The 21,138-nt window shown below is 51.2% G+C and carries 14 protein-coding genes; 6 read left to right on the top strand and 8 right to left on the bottom strand.

Features of this window, described 5'->3' with window-relative positions; translation table 11 throughout:
* Positions 1 to 611: 611 nt before the first annotated feature.
* On the bottom strand, positions 612 to 2,792 hold the full coding sequence (gene acpA, locus QN379_RS01930; RefSeq protein ID WP_323505842.1) for an acid phosphatase: 2,181 nt from the start codon (positions 2,790 to 2,792) through the stop codon (positions 612 to 614).
* A 283-nt stretch (positions 2,793 to 3,075) separates the two neighbouring features.
* Here acpA and QN379_RS01935 point away from each other — a divergent pair, with 283 nt between their 5' ends.
* The gene (locus tag QN379_RS01935; protein ID WP_416348513.1) at positions 3,076 to 4,377 is read left to right on the top strand and encodes a cytochrome-c peroxidase; all 1,302 of its coding nucleotides are present in this window, start codon (positions 3,076 to 3,078) and stop codon (positions 4,375 to 4,377) included.
* Positions 4,378 to 4,413: 36 nt separating this feature from the next.
* Here QN379_RS01935 and QN379_RS01940 read toward each other — a convergent pair whose 3' ends face one another.
* From QN379_RS01940 to QN379_RS01970, 7 genes are all read right to left on the bottom strand, one after another.
* Positions 4,414 to 5,376 carry an alpha/beta fold hydrolase gene (locus QN379_RS01940; RefSeq protein WP_323505844.1) on the bottom strand — a complete coding sequence of 321 codons (963 nt, stop codon included), beginning with the start codon at positions 5,374 to 5,376 and terminating at the stop codon, positions 4,414 to 4,416.
* 85 nt (positions 5,377 to 5,461) lie between these two features.
* Positions 5,462 to 8,248 (bottom strand): molybdopterin-dependent oxidoreductase, encoded by a 2,787-nt coding sequence (locus tag QN379_RS01945; RefSeq protein WP_416348509.1) that lies wholly within the window; start codon positions 8,246 to 8,248, stop codon positions 5,462 to 5,464.
* 13 nt (positions 8,249 to 8,261) lie between these two features.
* Positions 8,262 to 9,509, bottom strand: a complete 1,248-nt coding sequence (locus QN379_RS01950) for an NAD(P)/FAD-dependent oxidoreductase (RefSeq protein ID WP_323505845.1) — start codon at positions 9,507 to 9,509, stop codon at positions 8,262 to 8,264.
* Positions 9,506 to 9,862 (bottom strand): nitrite reductase small subunit NirD, encoded by a 357-nt coding sequence (gene nirD, locus QN379_RS01955; protein WP_322235444.1) that lies wholly within the window; start codon positions 9,860 to 9,862, stop codon positions 9,506 to 9,508. The genes QN379_RS01950 and nirD overlap by 4 nt, the downstream gene beginning before the upstream one ends.
* Positions 9,863 to 9,893: 31 nt before the next feature.
* On the bottom strand, positions 9,894 to 12,446 hold the full coding sequence (gene nirB / locus QN379_RS01960) for a nitrite reductase large subunit NirB (RefSeq protein ID WP_323505846.1): 2,553 nt from the start codon (positions 12,444 to 12,446) through the stop codon (positions 9,894 to 9,896).
* Between the two features lie 13 nt (positions 12,447 to 12,459).
* The gene (locus QN379_RS01965) at positions 12,460 to 13,770 is read right to left on the bottom strand and encodes an MFS transporter (protein ID WP_323505847.1); all 1,311 of its coding nucleotides are present in this window, start codon (positions 13,768 to 13,770) and stop codon (positions 12,460 to 12,462) included.
* A 378-nt stretch (positions 13,771 to 14,148) separates the two neighbouring features.
* Complete coding sequence (locus QN379_RS01970) at positions 14,149 to 15,084, bottom strand: LysR family transcriptional regulator (RefSeq protein ID WP_323505848.1); 936 nt, start codon at positions 15,082 to 15,084, stop codon at positions 14,149 to 14,151.
* Between the two features lie 313 nt (positions 15,085 to 15,397).
* Between QN379_RS01970 and QN379_RS01975 the strand changes: the two genes are divergently transcribed.
* From QN379_RS01975 to QN379_RS01995, 5 genes are all read left to right on the top strand, one after another.
* Positions 15,398 to 16,501, top strand: coding sequence for an LLM class flavin-dependent oxidoreductase (locus tag QN379_RS01975; RefSeq protein ID WP_322235436.1), 1,104 nt, complete (start codon positions 15,398 to 15,400; stop codon positions 16,499 to 16,501).
* Complete coding sequence (locus QN379_RS01980) at positions 16,502 to 17,470, top strand: ABC transporter substrate-binding protein (RefSeq protein WP_322235434.1); 969 nt, start codon at positions 16,502 to 16,504, stop codon at positions 17,468 to 17,470.
* An 11-nt stretch (positions 17,471 to 17,481) separates the two neighbouring features.
* A complete protein-coding gene (locus QN379_RS01985) occupies positions 17,482 to 18,150 on the top strand; it encodes a cysteine dioxygenase (RefSeq protein WP_322235431.1) in 669 nt (222 codons plus the stop codon).
* Between the two features lie 21 nt (positions 18,151 to 18,171).
* Positions 18,172 to 19,884, top strand: coding sequence for a rhodanese homology domain-containing protein (locus QN379_RS01990; RefSeq protein WP_323505849.1), 1,713 nt, complete (start codon positions 18,172 to 18,174; stop codon positions 19,882 to 19,884).
* A gap of 169 nt (positions 19,885 to 20,053) precedes the next feature.
* Positions 20,054 to 21,121, top strand: coding sequence for a hypothetical protein (locus tag QN379_RS01995; RefSeq protein ID WP_322235426.1), 1,068 nt, complete (start codon positions 20,054 to 20,056; stop codon positions 21,119 to 21,121).
* Positions 21,122 to 21,138 lie beyond the last annotated feature (17 nt).

The following is a 21,138-nucleotide window of genomic DNA, read 5'->3' on the forward strand; positions in this document are numbered from 1 at the left end:
GCCACAAAACAACCCATAGCATTCCCTAATATGTCAACTATATGAATTCGCTGATGCTAGAAGTATTTTTCTAGCACGTCAATTACATGAAATACCAGCTATATAGGTGCCACACGAAATGATATACGGGTACCCCGTTATCGTTGACGTGAATCCAAAGATATCCAATCAGTACCAACTCCACCACGCAAAAAATCTGGCTACATCGTTAAACCAATGCATTGGCACGAGCATGATGTGCGGTATAAAGGTTTTAATCGGCATTGGCATCCGACAGGAACCGCGTTGGCAACGAGCCCAGCAACTACCACAGTAACGCAGACAGCACCCGCATCACTGGTGGTTGCAGTTAAGTGATTGCCGTTGTTAGCAATAGTGTTGCAGTAAGGTCGACCATCTTGCTCTAGGTCCGTGCGGGTAAGGTTGCCATGTTGATCGTATTGATAACCTTACGTATTCGAGTTTGTGGACGCCTCGGTAACGCTGAAGCAACAGAGGGGGCGATCCAGATTATCATCCCCAAAGCACTGTTTCAGGTCGGCGACCGTTTTACCGGTTTTTCCAATCACGGCGCCGCTATGTTGCTATCGCAAAGTATTATTAACAACTCCCTACTCCTGAGGCACCACAGCCAACGCGCCACTCAAGTCGCCCATCGCCGCTCCGCCATTCGCCACTAACGCTGCGTCTCGCGCTTTCAAACCATCGAGTTCCACCAACCCGTAGCGACCCGTAATGAAGCGCAAGATGGATGCGGTGTCGTATTGCATATGGTCGACAAAACCCTTCCTTACATACGGCGAAACCAAAATTGCAGGCAGACGCGTTCCGGGTCCCCAGCGGTCGCCCTTTGGTGGTGAAACATGATCCCAGAAACCACCGTTTTCATCATAGGTCACGACGATCAGCATATTCTTCCATTGCGGGCTGGCTTGTAATTTGGCGATCACATCGGCGATATGGGCATCGCCATCGGCGACATTGGCGTAGCCGGGATGTTGATTCAGGTTACCTTGCGGTTTATAAAAAGACACTGGCGGGAGTTTTCCCGCTGCGGCATCTTGTAAAAAAGAGGCGTCAAAATCCTTCAGATGACTTGCGCGTTCGGCAACGCCACTGGCGGTTGCCGGATCGAAACGGCGATAATAATTAAACGGTTGATGATGAGGCTGGAACTGAATTTTGCCTGCATAGATGACGTTGCGGCGCGCACTCGATGCGTCAGCTAACGCGGCATCCCATGCGCCAGAATACCAGGCCCAGTTGACACCTTTTGCAGATAGTTGATCACCAATGGTGCGCTGTGTTTGCGCAGGTAATGTCGTCGCTTTGCTGGCGTCAGCATAGGTGGACGTCGCGTCCGCGCTGGCCGCATTACCGCTTGGCTGATACAACGGTTGCATCGTATTGACAGCATAAAACATTCCGGACGCATCCTTCGGCGTGAGCGTGCTGTCCTTTAGGTAGACCGGTGCACCGTTCAGTACAGAAGTAGGATTGCCAATGCCGGGAGTCAGTCGCAACATGTTGCCTTGGGCATCAACATCAACAGCCGAAATATTGTTTTTGGCTGGAGAAGCGGCGTTATCAGCATGCGGATAAGTCGGCGCGCAGGCACAAATCAGATATTGGTGATTGAGAAAGGAGCCGCCAAATGCGCCCATGAAAAAACGATCGGCGAGCGTATATTTTTTGGCGATATCCCACAGTTTCATTTTACTGCCATCGTAGTAACCCATGCTTAAACCGCCAGCATCCGAGTAGGCCGCAAACTGATCGTTCTTGCCGCCGTTGATTTGCATCTGATTGTTATAAAAACGATGCACCAGATCACGCGTGACCACTGACGAATCGGTAAATACGGGGCCGTTCACGTCGTCAATTTGAAACGGCTTGTTCGGGAAGTTGGCTGTCTGCGCTTGCGTAATCACTTTTGTCTGACCTGCCGCAGTCATCCCGCCCCAACTCGGCGGCAACGCAGGCAGCGTATTACCGTCAAAATCTTTCTGTGGATAAGCAGCAGAACGCGAACTTGGATTAACGCCAGGAATACCATCGGCACCGGGGAATAAACCATAGAGATTATCGAAACCCCGATTCTCGGCATAGATCACGACGACAGTCTGTATATTGCGCATCGCCAGCGCTTTATTGAGTGTGTCCCCTATAAAGGCATTGACAGCGGTGGCCGTCGGAGTTGCGATCACGGATGCTATCACCGCCGTAACCGCAGTATTTTCAGCGTGAATTTTTGCTGCATTCTCACCAGAAAGCTGATTGAAGTCACTCGTCAAAGTGGCGGGATCTATAGTTAATTTTGCGGCTAATTTTGTGCTGGCGTCCACAAAATTACGACCATTGGTGTCCATCGCTGCGGCAAGTTCCGTTGATATCGCACTGATAAAGCGCGTGTGTCCTGATGGCGCACGAAAAATCAATGTGCGGCCTACTTCATTACCTAAATCACCAGGTACTTCATGTTCAATCGATTCATTATCGATCATGGCCACGACTGGAAGCACCGCAGAGCCGGGAAGCATGAACGATCCATCGCCGCCTGTTTTAACAATCGCGGACCGCGCATCACAGGTGGCTTTTTTTACCTTATCTTCAAAACAAACCCGTGCATTTTCATAGTAGCTGCCGATTACCTGCCCAGTGGTCATATCACCAGGATTGCCACCCAAGTTGCCCGCAAAATCAGTATTGCCAATGCCTGTGCAAGCGCTGAGCCCAAACGACAAAATCACTATCGATAGCGACAACTTGAGTGGATAAAATAATGGGTTCATTACATTCCTAAAGCGACAAAAAAAGCCATCGTAATCTTCTAATATGTCAACGTTATGAATTAGGTCGCATGAGAAATAATATAATATCAAAATTACAATTAAGTGCAACTAATTACAACTATCACTCTACGCACCGGATATGATCAATAGTGTCATATTAGGATAGTAGGGTAGGCCGTCATATAACAGTCACAGGAAAATGATAATCTTGCACTCCATCAACATGGACCGAGAACCGAAAGATGTTTCAATCAGCACCAACTCCGCCGTGCAAAAATATCTGATGACATCGTTAAAGCCATGTATTGGAACTAGCTGGTTGCGTGGCATCGCCGTTTTAATCGTCATTGGCATCGGACCAAGTGCCGCCTTGGCGACTAGCTTGGCATCCAACACCGTAAATCAGACAGCGCCCGCTTCGCTTGGAGCCGCCTATGCGCCAAACATTAAGAAGCAACCCAGCGTCGCAGCGATGACTGCGTTGGGCCGTGTGATGTTTTTTGATCGCACATTATCGGCCTCGGGCAAGCTATCTTGCGCCTCTTGCCATAGTCCCGATCACGCCTTTGGACCACCGAACAATCTGGCGGTCCAGTTGGGCGGCAAGAAAATGGCAACGTTGGGAACCAGGGCGGTCCCCTCTCTGCGCTATCTGCAAAACGTCCCGGCTTTTACTGAACACTTTTATGACAATGACGGTGACGATAGTATCGATGCCGGTCCAACCGGTGGTCGTAACTGGGATGGTCGTGCCTCTTCAGCGCACGATCAGGCGGCGATTCCCTTGTTGTCAGCCCACGAAATGGGTAATCTCAATCCGGCCGCTGTTGTAGAGAAACTGAAAAAATCTTCCTACGCTGTATTGTTCCGACAAACGTTAGGTCAGGATATTTTTGATCATCCGCAGAGCGCGTTCACACAAGCAACAATGGCACTGGAAATCTTTCAGGAAAGCCCTGCAGATTTTTATCCCTACAACAGCAAATACGATGCCTTTCTACGCAATCAAACAGCGCTCAACAAACAGGAATTGCGTGGTCTGGCCCTATTCAATGATCCCGCCAAAGGTAATTGCGCGTCTTGTCATATCAGCGCGATCAAACCGGATGGCGGATTTCCGCAATTTACTGACTATGGTTTGATTGCGATCGGCGTACCGCGCAATATGCACATCCCGTCGAATGCTGATCCGGCATTTTTTGATATGGGTTTATGCGGGCCTGATCGGACCGATTTGCGCGACAAAACAGAATATTGCGGACTATTCAGAACACCCTCGTTGCGCAATGTGGCTACGCGCAGAGTTTTTTTCCATAACGGCGCTTTCAAAAGTCTGGAACAGGTGTTGAAATTTTACGTCGAACGCGATACCCAACCGCAGAAATGGTATCCCCGTGGAAAGAATGGTCAGGTTATGAAATTCAATGATTTGCCGTTGCAATATCACGCTAACGTCAACGTTGAGCCGCCATTCGATCGAAAGATCGGCGGAAGTCCAGCGTTAACTGATGCTGAAATCAAGGATGTCATTGTGTTTTTGAAGACACTGAATGATGGTTTTACACCCTTGGCTGTAAAGAAATAATTATGTGCATCAATTAATCACCAATTCATTACCTGGTCACCAATGTTCAAAATTTCCGTCCAAGGCAAAACAATTCAGCGCCTCTAACAATGCTGTCGCCATATCGGGATGGAACGGATTATGGCCAGCACCCACGACCATGCGCAAGCGGCTTCCTGCTATTCGCGCATGCAATCTAACCGCATTGTCGGGATCGCATATCCGATCATCCTGGCCTTGCAGGATAGCAACCGGAAAACTGCTTAAACTGGCCGCTGCGTCCAGCAAATCTGCCTCATTCAGGAAGCAATGATTGATCAGGTAATGTGCCTGAATTCGATAGCGTTGCGTCAGCTTCTCCACCTCAACATAATCAAAATTGGCTTCAACGATCACCTCAGGCTGATCCTGGCTTGCCTCGTAGCGATGCCATGCTTGCGCCAGCACCGACACCTGTGAACCGTCGGTTGAAAACTGGTCCGCGATATAGGGTAACAACTGCGATCTTTCATGCGCCGGTACGTGCGCGGCAAAGGTCTCCCACGCTGTATCCGCGATATCAGGGCGGGGTTGAAAAAACCGATCAATATCACTATTTCCCGCTAGAAAAGGCGCACGTAACACCACACCAAGCAAGTTTAACGGCCAACGTTGGGCGTAAGCCAGCGCCAGACAAGCGCCCCACGAGCCGCCGCCTAAAAGGATTTTCCCTAGGCCGCAACGGTGACGCAGTGCATCTATATCTTGTAGTAGCCGTTCGGTATTGTTGTAATTGGTTGCGCCAGTTGGCGTGCTGCGACCACAACCACGCTGATCGCACAGGATCAGCCGATAGACCGACGGATCGGCAAATATTTGGTGGCGTGGACTACTGGCGCTGCCGGGTCCGCCGTGCAACCAAAGCAGCGGAATGCCGTCAGGATTGCCATATTGCGCAAACCAAAGGCGATACCCTTGTCCGACGTCAAGATAGCCTTCATCAAAAGGACTTTGTAACGGGAAGAAAGTAGAGGCGGTCATGCCGCTATTCTAACGGCGCGGCGTGACATTGCAATAGACACTTTGCCGACTGAACTGTCGCCTCGCTTTCTTCACCGTGCGGTGATTAGTGGGATACCGCTTCTTCCACCAGCGTAGTAGCCAGTAATTTTTTAATCTCAGGAACACAAGATCCGCAGTTCCCGCCAGCCTTGAGACAAGTCGTCACTTGCGTCACCGTCGTCAATCCTTGCTCACGAATAGCACTGCAAATCGTATTGCGCCCAACCCCAAAACACGAGCAGACAGTCGGTCCCGCATCTGCCCCTTTTTCAATTGGTTGCCCGATCAAAAGGCCGACGCGATCTGCATCTTCAAGATAGTCTTTTGCGAACAAACTCGCCAGCCAGGCTCTTGATGGAAGATCTGGTCGCGGAGAAATAAATACGCAAATATCAATCCGATCGTCCACCAGATGCGCTGCCCGATACACGCCTGCGGTGGTATCGGCGTATTCTAGCCAGTCAGCATCAGGATCGGCGATTTTTAATAATTCACGCGTCCACTGTCCATGGTCGTTGATAATATTTCGACCGGCGAATTCATACCGCGCAAATGTGCGTCCCTGAATCCGCGTCCAGTGTGTCACGCTATCCAAGTCCAGCTCCTTACGACTGAGAATAAAGCCGTGCCAGGCGACCGGAAAATCATCGACTCTGACGGGTGTATTTTTGAACTCTGGTTCGCCGGAAACCGGATCAACCACGGGATTGACCACGGCACCAATACGCGCATCGGATGCGGACTGATTACTCCAGTGAATGGGTACAAAAATGCTGCCACGGGCGATACCGCCGCCATGTTGCACCCGGGCCACCATCGCACCCCACTTTGATGAAACACGCGCCAGACTGCCTTCACGCACGCCGTATAACAATGCATCTTGCGGATGCATGTCGATAAAAGATTCCGGCACATGATCAGCCAGTTTTGCTGATTTCCCGGTACGGGTCATTGTGTGCCACTGATCGCGCACACGACCGGTATTCAGGTTAAGCGGAAAGTCTTCATCCGTCGCATGCATCGGCGCGCGCGGTGGCGTGGCGATAAAGCGGGCCTTGCCATCCGGGTGGGAATAACGGTTATCTGCAAACAGTCGTTGAGTACTGATCAGCTCACCTGCCGCGTCACGCGACACTGGCCATTGGATAGGCTGCAAAGCGTCAAATTGCGCTTTATCCATGCCGGTCAGGCCAGCGATATTAAACACTCGCGGCGTGACATCGCCTGCGGCCGAGCCATTAGCAAAAGTGCTTAAGCGTGCATGCTCATCAAAAATTTCGTGCGGGCTGCTGAAATCAAATCCGCCAAACCCCATGCGCTGTCCTACATCGCACAATACTTGCCAGTCGGCGCGGGCTTCTCCAGGTGCGGTCAAAAATGCACGCTGACGCGAGATGCAGCGCTCTGAATTGGTTACTGTCCCGTCTTTTTCACCCCAGCCCAAAGCGGGTAACAGCACGTCAGCAAACGCATTGGTGTCGGTTTTTTCAATGATATCGGAGCAGACCACGAGCTGGCATTTGGACAGGGCGCGTTGCACCTGATCGGCATCCGGCAAGCTGACCATCGGATTGGTGGCAATAATCCACACCGCTTTGACTTTACCTTGTTCGATTGCCTGGAACAGATCAACCGCTTTCAGTCCGACCTTATCGGCAATCTGGGGCGAATCCCAGAAGGTCTGAACCGTGCGGCGATGGGCCGGATTATCCAGATCCATGTGCGCAGCCAACATGTTCGCCAGCCCACCGACTTCACGACCACCCATTGCGTTGGGTTGGCCTGTAATCGAAAATGGTCCCATGCCGGGCTGACCGATACGTCCGCTGATCAGGTGACAATTGATAATGCTGTTGACTTTGTCGGTGCCGGACGACGATTGGTTAACACCTTGCGAAAAAGCAGTGATGACTTTTTTTGATCCGGCAAATAGCTGATAAAACGTTAGCAAATCTTGGGGGTCAAGTTTGCATATCTTAGCGACGGTGAGCAGATCAGGGCTGCTGGCTGCGGCGGCGGCAAGCGCCTCGCTGGAACCATTAGTGTACTCATCAACAAAGCCGCTATCGGTCATGCCGTTATTTGCCAGATAGTGCAGCAATCCATTGAACAACCAGACATCGGTTCCTGACTTGACCGGCAGATGCAAATCGGCAGACTCGCAGGTCGCGGTGCGGCGTGGATCAATCACGATCAGTTTCATATCTGGTCGAGATTCTTTGATTTTGGTAATGCGCTGAAACAGGATGGGATGACACCAGGCGGTGTTCGACCCAACCAATACCACCACGTCAGCCAGTTCCAGATCTTCGTAACACACCGGCACCAGATCTTCACCAAACGCACGCTTATGCCCCGCTACCGCTGATGACATGCACAGACGCGAATTGGTATCGATATTGGCGCTGCCGATATAACCCTTCATCAGCTTATTGGCGATGTAATAATCCTCGGTCAGTAGCTGACCGGATACGTAAAACGCCACCGCGTCCGGGCCGTGACGGGCGATGATGTCATTGAATCCCGACGCTACTTTATCCAGCGCGTGATCCCAGCTTGAACGCTGCATCAAATTGGTGACGGCGTCCCTAATCTGCGGATAGAGAAGGCGGCCCTGAAGATCAACCGTTTCATCCAATGCCGAACCTTTGACGCACAAACGCCCTTTATTCGCAGGATGCGCAGCGTCTCCTGTGACGCCGATTTTTCCATCAGCCAGCACTGTAGCGGCAACACCACAGCCGACACCGCAGTAAGGGCATGTCGTGAATACGCTTTTTGGTATCAGGTCGCCTTTGAATGCCTCAAGAGATGACAGCGCAGATGACAGCGGAGGCTGGGAGAGATTCACGGGAGATTCCTCATCAAGCGGCCTGGACGCATAGCGCCTGGCCGAATAGTAATTGATTGCGCAGCGAGGAGACATCGGTTTTGTTTTGAATCAAATCAAAATACCACGGACCATCTTTCACATCTCCGTATAGTACCGCTCCCACGATCAGATTGCCTTTCAATACCAATCGTTTATAGATACCGCGACGTGGGTCGCGCAGCACTAGATCTTCGCTACCATCACCACCAATAAAATCGCCAGCAGAATACAGATCAACGCCGGTTACTTTGAGCTTGGTCGCGGTCGCTTGCTGGATATAACGACGATGACCAGCACCAGCCAGATGCGCACCGCACACCCGCGCCTGATCCCAAATCGGCGCGACCAAACCAAACGTCGACAAGCGATGCTGGACGCATTCGCCAACTGCATAAATCCGTGGATCATAGGTTTGCAATGTATCGTCAACCACAATCGCGCGATCACAATGCAGAAGGGCTTTTTTCGCGAGGGCAATATTGGGTCGCACGCCTGCCGCCATGACGACCAGATCAGCCGGTATCTCACTACCATCTTTAAACCGCACGGCTGTCACCCGCTCGGACCCCAGGATTTCGCTGGTATGCGTATCGAGCATGATGCGCAAGCCCTTTAATTCCAACGCTTTTTTCAGGAGCGCAGATGCTGGCTTGTCCAACTGTTGATTCATCAAACTATCACACACGTGCACTACGGTAACGTCCATCCCCTGACGCAGCAATCCGTTGGCGGCTTCCAGACCCAGCAAGCCGCCGCCGATCACGACCGCATGGCGATGATCACGTGCGGCTGCCAGCATAGTTTCTACATCCTGAATATCTCGAAACGCAATCACGCCCGGCAATTGATGTCCCGGTACAGGAATAATAAAAGGGGTGGAACCGGTAGCCAGCAACAGTCGGTCATACGAGACCTCAAGACCTGCGCGCGAACGCACAAGGCGACGACGCCGATCAATCATCTCAACTGGATCACCGGCATGCAACGTAATATTATTTTCCTGATACCACTCGCGTGTATGCAACATAATGTCTTCCACACTTTTATCGCCAGCGAGCACGGGCGACAATAATATGCGGTTGTAATTGCCATACGGTTCGGCCCCGAACACGGTAATGTCGTACAAATCCGGTGCCAGCTTTTGTAACTCTTCAACCGTGCGCATACCAGCCATGCCGTTACCGATGACCACCAGCGATGGTTTTGTTCGATTAGCCTGCTTGCCTGGTGTTGTGGTCATACGCCGACCCACACCTTTCCGTCGACAACCCGCGTCGGATAGGCGCTGACCGAGTGTTCTGGAGATTCCAGGCATTCTCCGGTTTGCAAATCAAAGTGTTGCTTGTACATCGGCGATGCTACGACGATACGCTCACCAAGATTGCCGACCATGCCACGCGACAAAATCGATGCCTGAGAATGGGGATCAAAATTACTAATCGCGAATACACGGTCTTCACCGTCAATGACATGAAACAGCGCCACTTGCGCGCCGTTGATCAATGCACACACACCTGTGTTTGGTAAGATCTGGTCGAGTTCGCAGACAGAAATCCAGTTATCCAGCTGCCCCAATTGGGTATCGCTATGCATATTTATTCTCCTGATTTCAATGGTCGAGCAATCAGACCGTCTCTGCAAGCGCAGCCACTATCGGAATAATCGGAATCACACGGGCCGATCGCTCAACTAACGTTGCCGGACGAATCTGTCCGCGTTCCTCCATAAAGACGACGTTTTCATCAACTTGATCGGTGTTGACGAAATGGCGAAAACGCTTACGTGTTTCTGGATCGTTAACCGCTTTTTTCCATTCACATTCATACGTATCGACGACTGCCTGCATTTCTGCTTCCAGGTCGGCTGCAATGTGTAGCTTGTCTTGCAAGACCACTTCTTTCAGATAATCAAGACCGCCCTCAAGATTGTCGCGCCAGACACTGGTGCGTTGCAGACGGTCTGCGGTGCGAACATAGAACATCAGGAACCGATCAATAGTCTGAATCAGCGTCGCTTTATCCAGATCGGAGGCCAATAATTCAGCGTGCCGTGGCTTCATGCCGCCATTGCCGCAGACATACAGATTCCAGCCTTTTTCGGTGGCGATGATCCCGACATCCTTGCTTTGCGCTTCGGCGCATTCGCGCGTACAACCGGATACGCCAAATTTGATTTTGTGCGGTGAACGCAAACCTTTGTAGCGATTTTCCAGCGCAATTGCCAGACCCATACTGTCGTCCACACCATATCGACACCAGGTTGAACCGACACATGATTTAACGGTACGCAGCGACTTGCCGTACGCATGACCTGATTCAAAACCTGCTGCGATCAATTCTTCCCAGATCGGCGGCAATTGCTCAACCCGCGCGCCGAACAAGTCGATGCGCTGACCGCCAGTGACTTTGGTGTATAGGCCATATTTTTTTGCGACCTGACCGACTGCGATTAGACCATCGGGCGTGACCTCGCCACCAGCCATACGTGGCACGACAGAATAGGTACCATCCTTTTGAATATTACCGAGGAAATAATCGTTCGAATCCTGCAAGCCAGCGTGTTCTTTTTTGAGCACAAAATCGTTCCAGCAAGAAGCCAGAATACTGGCAGCTACCGGTTTGCACACATCGCAACCCAAGCCTTTTCCATGCTGACTGATCAATGCATTAAAAGTCTTGATGTTGCCGATTCTGACGAGGTGATAAAGCTCCTGACGGCTGTAGGGAAAATGTTCGCAAACATGGTTGTTAACCGCCAGACCTTGCTTCTTCATTTCTGACTTCATGATCTGCGTGACGAGTGCCACGCAACCGCCGCATGAAGTACCTGCCTTAGTACAACTTTTCAGGTCGCCGATATTCGTTGCGCCGCCACATACTGCTGCGCATAAATCACCTTTGGAGACGTTATTGCACGAGCAAATTTGTGCCGCATCCGGCAACGCATCGACACCCAAACCGGGCTTGGCGTTACCGTCGGCTTGCGGCAGAATCAGGAACTCAGGCGCTTCGGGTAGTTCTATGCGGTTCAGCATCATTTGCAACAGCGTGCCATATTCGCTGGCATCACCAACCATCACGCCGCCTAGCAAAAATTTACCGCAATCGGAGACGACGATCTTCTTGTAAATTTGCTTGCGTTCATCGGTGAAATGATACGAACGGCTACCGGGAACATTGCCGTGCGGATCGCCGATACTGGCAACGTCGACGCCCATTAATTTGAGTTTAGTGCTCATATCGGCACCGTTGAATTCGGCGTTTTCGCCCAGCAGATGTTTGGCTGCGATACGTGCCATGTCATAACCTGGCGCGACCAGACCAAAAGTCTTTCCGTTCCATAGTGCGCATTCGCCAATCGCGTAGATATCAGGATCACTGGTCAGGCAACTATTGTCGATCACGATGCCGCCGCGCTCGCCCACTGCCAGCGCACTGACACGCGCCAATTCATCACGTGGACGAATACCGGCAGAGAACACGATCATGTCGGTATCAAGATGGCTGCCGTCAGAAAAGTTCATGCGGTGTGTGCCGGTCTCGCCATCGACGATTTCGACTGTATTTTTTTGCGTATGCGCGGTGACGCCAAGGTCTTCTATCTTGGCGCGCAAAACACGTCCACCGCCCTCATCGACTTGGACTGCCATCAGACGTGGTGAAAATTCAACCACGTGCGTTTGCAGATTCATGTCGCGCAAGGCTTTGGCACATTCCAATCCAAGCAAACCGCCGCCGATAACGACGCCGGTTTTTGAGCGACGACCACATTCAAGCATCGCCTCTAAATCTTCGATAGTCCGATACACAAAGCAATCTTTACGATCCTTCCCCGGCACCGGTGGCACAAAAGGATAAGAACCGGTAGCGATGACCAGCTTGTCGTAAGGCAGCGTTTCACCGGTACTCACTGTCACCGTTTTGGCAACACGATCAATGACGCTGGCCTTGGCATTCAGTTTGAGCAAAATATTATCGCGCTCAAAAAAACCGTCAGGAACCAATGACAAATCCTCTGCTGATTTTCCAGAGAAAAATTCTGACAAGTGTACCCGGTCATATGCTGGGCGTGGCTCTTCGCACAAGACGGTTACTTCCAGATGTGGAGCGCCACTATCAGCCAGGCTTTCCAGAAATTTGTGGCCCACCATGCCATGACCAACGACGATAATTTTCATGATCTGCGGCTCCTTAAGCGGCCAGGGTGTTGCTGTCGAGGACTTGCTCGGTGGCATTGTGTGCCGCGCTAAAGCGAATCGCGATGGCGCACAGTGCGGAGACTGTGACCAAAATACCCAGCACACTCAAGGTGCTTTGAACGTCGCCCAAACCCTTCATCAAAAACCCCGCCAAAACCGCTCCGACGTTTCCACCAGCGCCGATGATGCCCGCTACGCCGCCCAATGCTTTACGATCAATAAACGGCACTAATGCATACGTTGCGCCGCATGCCATGTGGGTGAACAGGCCGAAAGTCAACATCGCGCAGATCGCCAACGTCACACTATTTGCATGTGAAAACCAGAGCAGGCCCAAACCTTCGCCAACCATCATGACGAACAACAGTGTGGCGCGAGTATTCAAGTTGCCACCCAACGCCACTTTGTCGGATAACCAGCCACCCAAAGCACGGGCGAACAATGCGAGCAATCCGAAACTTGCTGCGGCCATACCAGCGCTTTTCAATGACAGACCAAAATGATCAACGTAGTAGATGGCGGCGATATTGTGAATAAAAATTTCTACACCGAAGCAAGCGCCGTAAGTGACAAACAGCAGCCATACACGATAGTTAAGACTAGCGGCGCGGAAACTGGCCCAGCCGCCTTTTTTGCCGCCTTCTACCGTAATGCCTTTAGCGCGCAACTCGGCATAATTACCTTCAGGACAATCTTGCGTATAGCGCCAGTACACGCCACCCATGATCACCATCAATACGCCCGGCACCAACAGCGCAAGGCGCCATCCCATGGTTTCGCTGACGCCGAGCATTAACACCGCGGCCAACAACAATGGCATCAATGCTTGCGCAGCACCACCGCCGACATTACCCCAACCGGCGGCAGCAGCATTGGCAGTCCCGACGACGTTCGACGCAAACATCACTGAGGTGTGATATTGCGTAATCACAAAGCTGGCACCCACCGCACCGATGCATAAACGGAAGAATAGAAAACTTTCATAACTTTGCGAGAACGCCACGCCGAATACCGGAATCGCTCCTAGCAGCAAAAGACCGGTATACGTTTTACGTGGGCCGTAGCGATCACACATTGGCCCGATAATTAAACGAACCAAAATCGTCACGGCGACTGCGGCAATATTAATGTTGGCGATTTGCCCGATAGTTAAACCGAATTGGCCCTTAATAACGGGCATCAAGGGTGCACAGGCAAACCATGCAAAGAAGCAAGCGAAGAAAGCCATCCAGGTCAGATGGAAGGCGCGCATTTGCGGCGTACTAAAACTAAAAAGTTTGATGCTGGTAGCTTTGCTGGTCATGATCTTTTTCCCATAAAAACAAAAAGGCGCCCACTTAGCTCGGTAAAAATACCTAGCTAGGTGGACGCCGTTGTCCTGGCAGATCCTTCTTTAGATCTGCGTAATAGTTGATAGTACGGAATCATCATTGACTCTGTTAATCACTACTAAGCAAATCTTATGCCAATATGAATTGGCCTTGACCGTAACGGTTTATCGAAGATTGATAAAGAATTGAAGACGGGAATGCGCTATTTTAATTTGATGCGCATCCAATTGGTGCGGCACCGCATTTTTTTGGGGAGGGAATAATCTTATCCAAATAATATCAATTATAGGAATAGCTTTATTCACCCGTCCTATCGAATAAGTTGCCCCTTCAAAAAAAGGGGTAACCTATTAAGCTGCCCGCTGCCGACGAGGCTTTATGTCTAAAACCGTTGCTTTGTCTGAAAAAGCAGTGGCAACCGAATTACTGAAAAAATCAACTGCTTGCTGCAACGGGGTTGGCAAACGTGATTGAATCAGCCAGATATCGAGGACCGACTTAAAGTCGCTAATATTGATGATATCCAATTGATCGCGGTGCGCACTGCGCTCCAGTTGCGGGACTGGCATAAAACCCAAACCAAGTCCGGCGGCAACCAGACCAAGTTGAAGATCAGCGCCGAAAGATTCCAGGCCAACCTTGAACGATAATCCCTGACCGATCAGCGCCCGTTGTAACACCGCACGAAAACCGCAGCCATCCGGACTTAAGACCCAACCAATATCATGACAGTCTTTTAGTTTATAACTGCGTTTTGTCATCATTCCCTTCGCCGCAACCACCACCAATTCAACACGTCCTAATGTCTCACCAATAACATTATCAGGAAGCACCTTAGTGGAAGGAAACAGCGCTGCTGCGGCATCCATCTCGCCGTTGGCGACCTTGGCAACTAATTGCGTTCCCCATCCGGTCGATACCTGCGTGCTCAGTTCCGGATAAGTACCTTTGAGTTGCTTAAGTGCATCCAATAGAACAACGTCGCCGATGGCTTGTGTAATACCAAGGCGAAAAGTACCGACGGGGGCAACTTCAGTTCCCACCATATCGCGCAGCTCTTCAACTTCGCGCAGTACGACGCGGCACTGTTCATACACCACTTTTCCCATGGGATTGGGGCGCGGTGGTTTAGTGGTGCGATCAAGCAGTTCAACACCCAATTCTTCCTCGAAGTTTTGTACGCGGCGAGTGATCGCAGACTGCGTTAGTTGCAATGCTTCTGCAGCTAAGCTAATGGATTGACATCGCACGGTGGCGACAAAAGCGTCTATATCATCTATTTTCATAATAAATTGACTCGTACCTCTTCAGAATTTATTCCTAAGTTTAATAGAAAAGCGGGCATTTAGTTTGCACGATAACCTCTTTTCTCTTCAAAAAACGCACTTTAATATTGTCAAATTATCTAGTTTTTATTGAGTTTCCAAAATGACCACAACACTAATGGGTGATTAGATGCGTTATGGCACATTACGTTCCCGCGCAAAATTTTCTTTGGTGATCGGCCGCATATCGACATACGGAATTATTCGTTGGGATTACTAAGACGATCCTTTAGCCTGACTCTTTACACTTACGTCAGCTTTGTCAGGAGCCACTATGAGCATCGAATTCATCGGTATGATCGGTCCGAAAAAAGTATCTGAAATTCATCCGGCACAAGGACCGGCGCTGGATCCGGATTACATCGCACGCTTTGCACAAGCGCATGAACAATCAGGTTTTGATCGGATTTTGATCGCGCAGCACTCATCCGATGCCGATCCATTTTTGGTGACATCCCACGCTGCCGCTGCCACGAAAAAAATCGGTTTTATGCTTGCCCACCGCCCCGGCTTTATTGCACCTACAATGGCAGCGCGCAAGTTCGCGACGCTTGATCAACTCAGTGGTGGACGATTGGCGGTACATATTATTTCTGGCGGTGACGATGAAGAGCAGCAACGCGATGGCGATTTTTTATCCCACGATGAACGCTATGCGCGCACTGATGAATATCTCGGCATTTTGCGCAAAGTGTGGACCAATGATCAACCGTTCGACCATGCGGGAAAATATTACCGATTCAAAAATAGTTACTCTGAAGTCAGGACAGTACAAAAACCGCATATTCCCATTTATTTTGGCGGGGCTTCACCACCCGCCGTGCAGGTCGCGGGCAAACATGCCGACGTGTATGCGCTATGGGGAGAAACCCATGAACAAGTACGAGACATCATTCGCCAAGTCAGCGCGGAAGCGGAAAAACACGGTCGCAAACCACGCTTTTCTGTGTCATTCCGCCCCATCCTGGCAGATACGGAAGAGGCTGCATGGGCACGCGCTGAAAGTATCCTGGCGGAAACCAGGCGTATTCGTAAAGCCAGTGGTTTAAGCAGCGCATCGGGTGATTCAAAACAAAGCGAAGGTGCGCGGCGTCTGTTAGCGACAGCGGAACGCGGCGATCGTCACGATAGATGCCTATGGACCGCGATTGCCAAAGAAATTGGTGGGCGATCCAATTCAACAGCGTTGGTCGGGACGCCGGAACAGGTTGCCCATGCGCTGCTAGATTACGTTGATCTTGGTGTGTCGACATTTTTGATCCGCGGCTTTGATCCATTGGAGGATGCTATCGATTACGGCCGAAAATTGATACCGCTAACACGGCAACTAGTTGCTGCACGCAGCGCCGATCGTATCGCTCAACGAAAGCAGAAGTAAATGTCCAATCTATTCAGTGTTCGCTTGCAACGTTTCATCGGACTTAGCTTGATGACGCTTGGTCTTGCAGCCACTTCACTGGCATCAGCGGGCGATGTACCGGCCAGAATACTACTCAAGGTAGCGGATCAGAAAGGCGGCTTAAGATCGCAACTGGAAGCCGCCGGTGAACTTAAAAATCTGCCCTATGACATCAAGTGGTCGGAGTTTGTGGCCGCAGCGCCGTTACTGGAAGCTTTAAATGCTGGCGCAGTCGACGTCGGCTACGCAGGTGATGCACCACTGGTATTTGCCTTGGCGGCTGGCGCACCGCTCAAAGCGATAGGAGTGAACAAATCAGATCCCTTTGGTACAGCCATTATTGCCAATGCAAATTCTCCACTTTCCGGCCCGGCCAGTTTGAAGGGAAAACGCATCGCTACCGGAAAAGGCTCCATTGGTCACTATCTGACGCTGGCCGCGCTTCAATCTATTGGCCTCAAGGCCAGTGATGTTTCTTTTAGATTTTTGTCACCAGTTGACGCCAAGACGGCGTTAGCTGGCAATTCCGTTGATGCCTGGGCGACATGGGAGCCTTATACGGCAACGGCTGAACTGACTGACCACGCGAAAATTGTTGTGAATGGGCGCGGCTTGTCAGCCGGGCTTAGTTATCTGATCGTCCATGAGGACGCCATCAAACCCAAACACGCTGCACTACAGGATCTGCTGCAACGCCTGGTGCGATCTCAACGTTGGTCTAACGATCATATAGATGCCTATTCCGCGTCATTAGCCGAACTTATTGGTGTACCAAAAGAAGTAGCCAAACTATCCTGGGAGCGGCGACAGGGCAAATGGATACCGATTGATGATACTGTGATCAAAACCCAGCAACATACTGCCGACGTTTATGCGGAAGCGGGTATCATCCAGCATAAGATCAGTGTTTCCAATGGTTTCGATCGTAGTTTTCCGCTACAGAAATAAGGCGTGTCAGCATGTCTCCACTTTCAAACTCAATAAATATCGGAAAAAATAACGCGCCGAACGTAGCCCGTCTGCGGGGTTTTATCGGGGAACTGGCGGAATTGCTTGACCGCAGACCCTCGGAGGCCGAGATTTTGCGCGATGGCGGCGCGTTGTTGCGACAGCTTATCGCTGTCGACGACTGGCTACCGCCTGCATTCGCGCTTCCAAATCCAGAACGATATCAACAATTTTTGCTCCACGTAGATTCGCGTGAGCGCTTTTCGATTGTGAGCTTTGTCTGGGGTCCCGGACAAGCCACACCAATTCATGATCATACCGTATGGGGATTGATCGGCATGTTGCGGGGCGCTGAATATTCGCAAAGCTATCAGCCAGATAAAGATCGGGATGGTCGCTTCACCCCCGTTGGCGCGCCAACCCATCTATTGCCGGGAGATGTCGAGGCCGTCTCGCCCACGATCGGCGATATCCATAAAGTACAGAATGCGTTCATCGACCGGCCATCCATCAGCATCCATGTTTATGGTGCGAACATCGGCGCTGTGCAACGCTCGGTCTACACGGAAGATGGCGGCACCAAACAGTTTATTTCGGGCTATTCCAACACACTATTACCCAATATTTGGGATCGCTCTGCTGAATCCAACAAAATGCAACAAAACTCAATAACCATTTAAATAAATTCATCCCAACGATCCATGACCCGCCTGACGCCATCCCCTTCCACGAACACGCCAAACGTCCCACACTCTGTTGATGTCAGTTCTTCTCAACCAATTTTTGAGACGATCTCTTATCAACAATGCCGCACAGCATTATTGCAGCGCAAGGAAATCGCATTGCTGGATGTGCGGGAAGAGGCGCCGTTCGCAGAAGCTCATCCGCTATTTGCTGCCAATATGTCACTGTCTCGAATTGAGTTGGATAGTGCCGCACGCATACCGCGGCTTGATACGTTGATTGTCGTGTATGACGATGGCGAAGGCCTTGCGAGAAATGCTGCGCAGCGTTTACAGCAACTTGGCTATAGCAACATCAAGTTGCTGGATGGCGGTTTGGCTGGCTGGCGCAGCGCCGGTGGTGAAATCTTCCGCGATGTGAATGCGCCGAGCAAAGCCTTCGGCGAACTGGTTGACGTACAACGTCACACCCCTTCGCTGTCGGCGCCAGAAGTGCAGGCGCTATTGAATGCCAATGCGGATGTGGTGGTTCTGGATGCGCGTCGGTTTGATGAATACAACACGATGAGTATTCCCACTGGCATCAGCGTACCTGGCGCAGAATTAGTATTACGCGTGCAACAGCTTGCGCCGCGCCCCGAAACCCGCGTCATCGTTAATTGCGCTGGACGCACGCGCAGCATCATCGGCACACAATCTCTGGTCAATGCGGGTATTCCTAACCCGGTTTCTGCACTACGCAACGGCACGATAGGCTGGACGCTGGCCGGTCAAACGCTGGATACCCGCAAAACTCGCCAATTTGCCGACTTTGGTTCGCTATCGCCTGAGGATCACGCGCAGGCGCAACGTGCAGCGCGCAAAGTGGCTGATAAGGCGCGCGTATCAAGAGTATCGTTACAAGACGAGTCCCAAACATTAATAGAATGGAAAAAAGACAACACGCGGACGACTTATCGCTTCGACGTGCGCACGCCCGAGGAATACGCAGCCGGTCACCTTCCCGACTTTCGCTCTGCTCCGGGTGGGCAGCTCGTGCAAGAAACCGATCACGCTGCGCCGGTGCGCGGTGCGCGTATCGTCCTGTCCGATGATGACGGCGTGCGCGCCAATATGACCGCATCCTGGTTAGCGCAAATGGGATGGGAAGTGTTCGTCATTGATGGTGCTGGACCGCAAGACTTCACGCAACAGGGTACGAACGCCGATAACGATCAAGCCTTTCTGCCGCCTGTACCAACCGCAAACAGTGTGACAGCGCAAGGGCTTGCGGCTTGGTTGGAAAATGACCTGCCAAGCAACGCCGCCGAGGGCGAAACGGTCATCCTTGATTTCACCAGCAGCGCCAATTATGTCAAACACCACATTCCCGGGGCTTGGTTTGCACTCCGCTCGCAACTCGCCGCCGCGCTGGATAACGTTCCGCCAGCATGTCGCTATGTACTCACTTGCGGCACGAGTTTGCTGGCACGCTATATCCTCAAAGACCTGCAAGCGTTAACAACGACGCCGGTGTGGCTGCTAGAAGGTGGCACATCCGCGTGGATTGCAGCCGGGCTTCCCCAAGAATCTGGTGAATCAGCGCTGGCATCGCCGCGAATAGATCGCTACCGTCGTCCTTATGAAGGTACCGACAATCCAGCCGCTGCCATGCAAGCCTATCTCGATTGGGAGTATGGCTTAGTGGATCAATTAGCGCTTGATGGGACGCATGGTTTTTTTGTCATTTAAAATGACAGCATGAAGTCTCAGACTTCGCGCTGTATCTAGTCTTGGCATTCATCCTTACGTTATTCGTGCACTGATGTGGTTGTCGATTAAAATGTGTCTCCAATAGAAAACGTCGCTACACCCGAAAAGCCGGGCCGCGTGACGTTTTTACTATTTTTGATGCGATGAAATGACAATGACCTCCACTCCGAGCGCAACACTTTCCGAACCAGTCTGCGACCTTATTACCGAGACGGTTGTCGGTAAGGCAGCAAACCATCTCCGCGACGTATTATCGATAGCGATCGAACACAGTCCAGCGCAGGCTGCGTTAGTGGTGTTTGATACCCGCTCTACTCTCTCAGTAGCGTTGACGCAAGCGTATCGGCGATGCCTTCCAACTGCCACCTTTATCGACTTCGACGCAGTAACGCCCGAAGTAGTGCTTGCCTCTTTTACACCCCTTGCGCCGAACGATTTGGTGATATTGATTCAATCCACCAACTTTAGGCTTGAAGCGTTTCGACTGCGCGTTGAACTTTTTAAACGCGCATTAAAGGTGATAGAACATCCTCATCTTTCGCGCATGACCGGACCAGAAGCGCTGTATTACATCGACGCATTGGCCTATGACCCGACGTACTATCGCGACGTTGGGGTCGCACTGAAGGCGCGCATTGATAGCGCGAGCATCGGCGTCATCGATAGCGGCGGCGAAATCCTGGTTTTTGACTCGCCATTTGAATCTGCAAAACTCAACATTGGTGACTATAGCGGCATGAAAAATGTCGGCGGTCAGTTTCCTATTGGTGAGGTTTTTACCGAAGCGCAAGACCTGGAAGCAGTCAATGGCCGCGTACGTATTTTTGTTTTCGGCGACACGCAATTTCACGTCAACAAACCCGCTACGCCGATCACGCTGGTGATCGTCAAAGGCCGCGTGACGGAGGCCATTGATTCCACGCCTGAGTTTGATCAGGTGCTGGCAAACATCCGCGCGTCCGAAGGCGAAGTCTGGCTGCGTGAACTTGGTTTTGGTATGAATCGTGCATTTTCGCAAAACCGTATGGTGAGCGATATTGGCACTTATGAGAGGATGTGCGGCATACATTTATCGCTGGGCGCTAAGCATGGGGTCTACAATAAAGCGGCAATTAAGCGCGCCGATGCCAGATACCATATTGACGTCTTTGCGGTGACGAACACGGTCACCCTCGACGAGTGCGTTATTTACAGAGATGATGCCTGGCAAGTTTGATGGCTATGGCGTAGATT

The organism is Glaciimonas sp. Gout2, assembly GCF_035018905.1.
In the GTDB taxonomy this organism is placed as follows: domain Bacteria; phylum Pseudomonadota; class Gammaproteobacteria; order Burkholderiales; family Burkholderiaceae_D; genus Glaciimonas.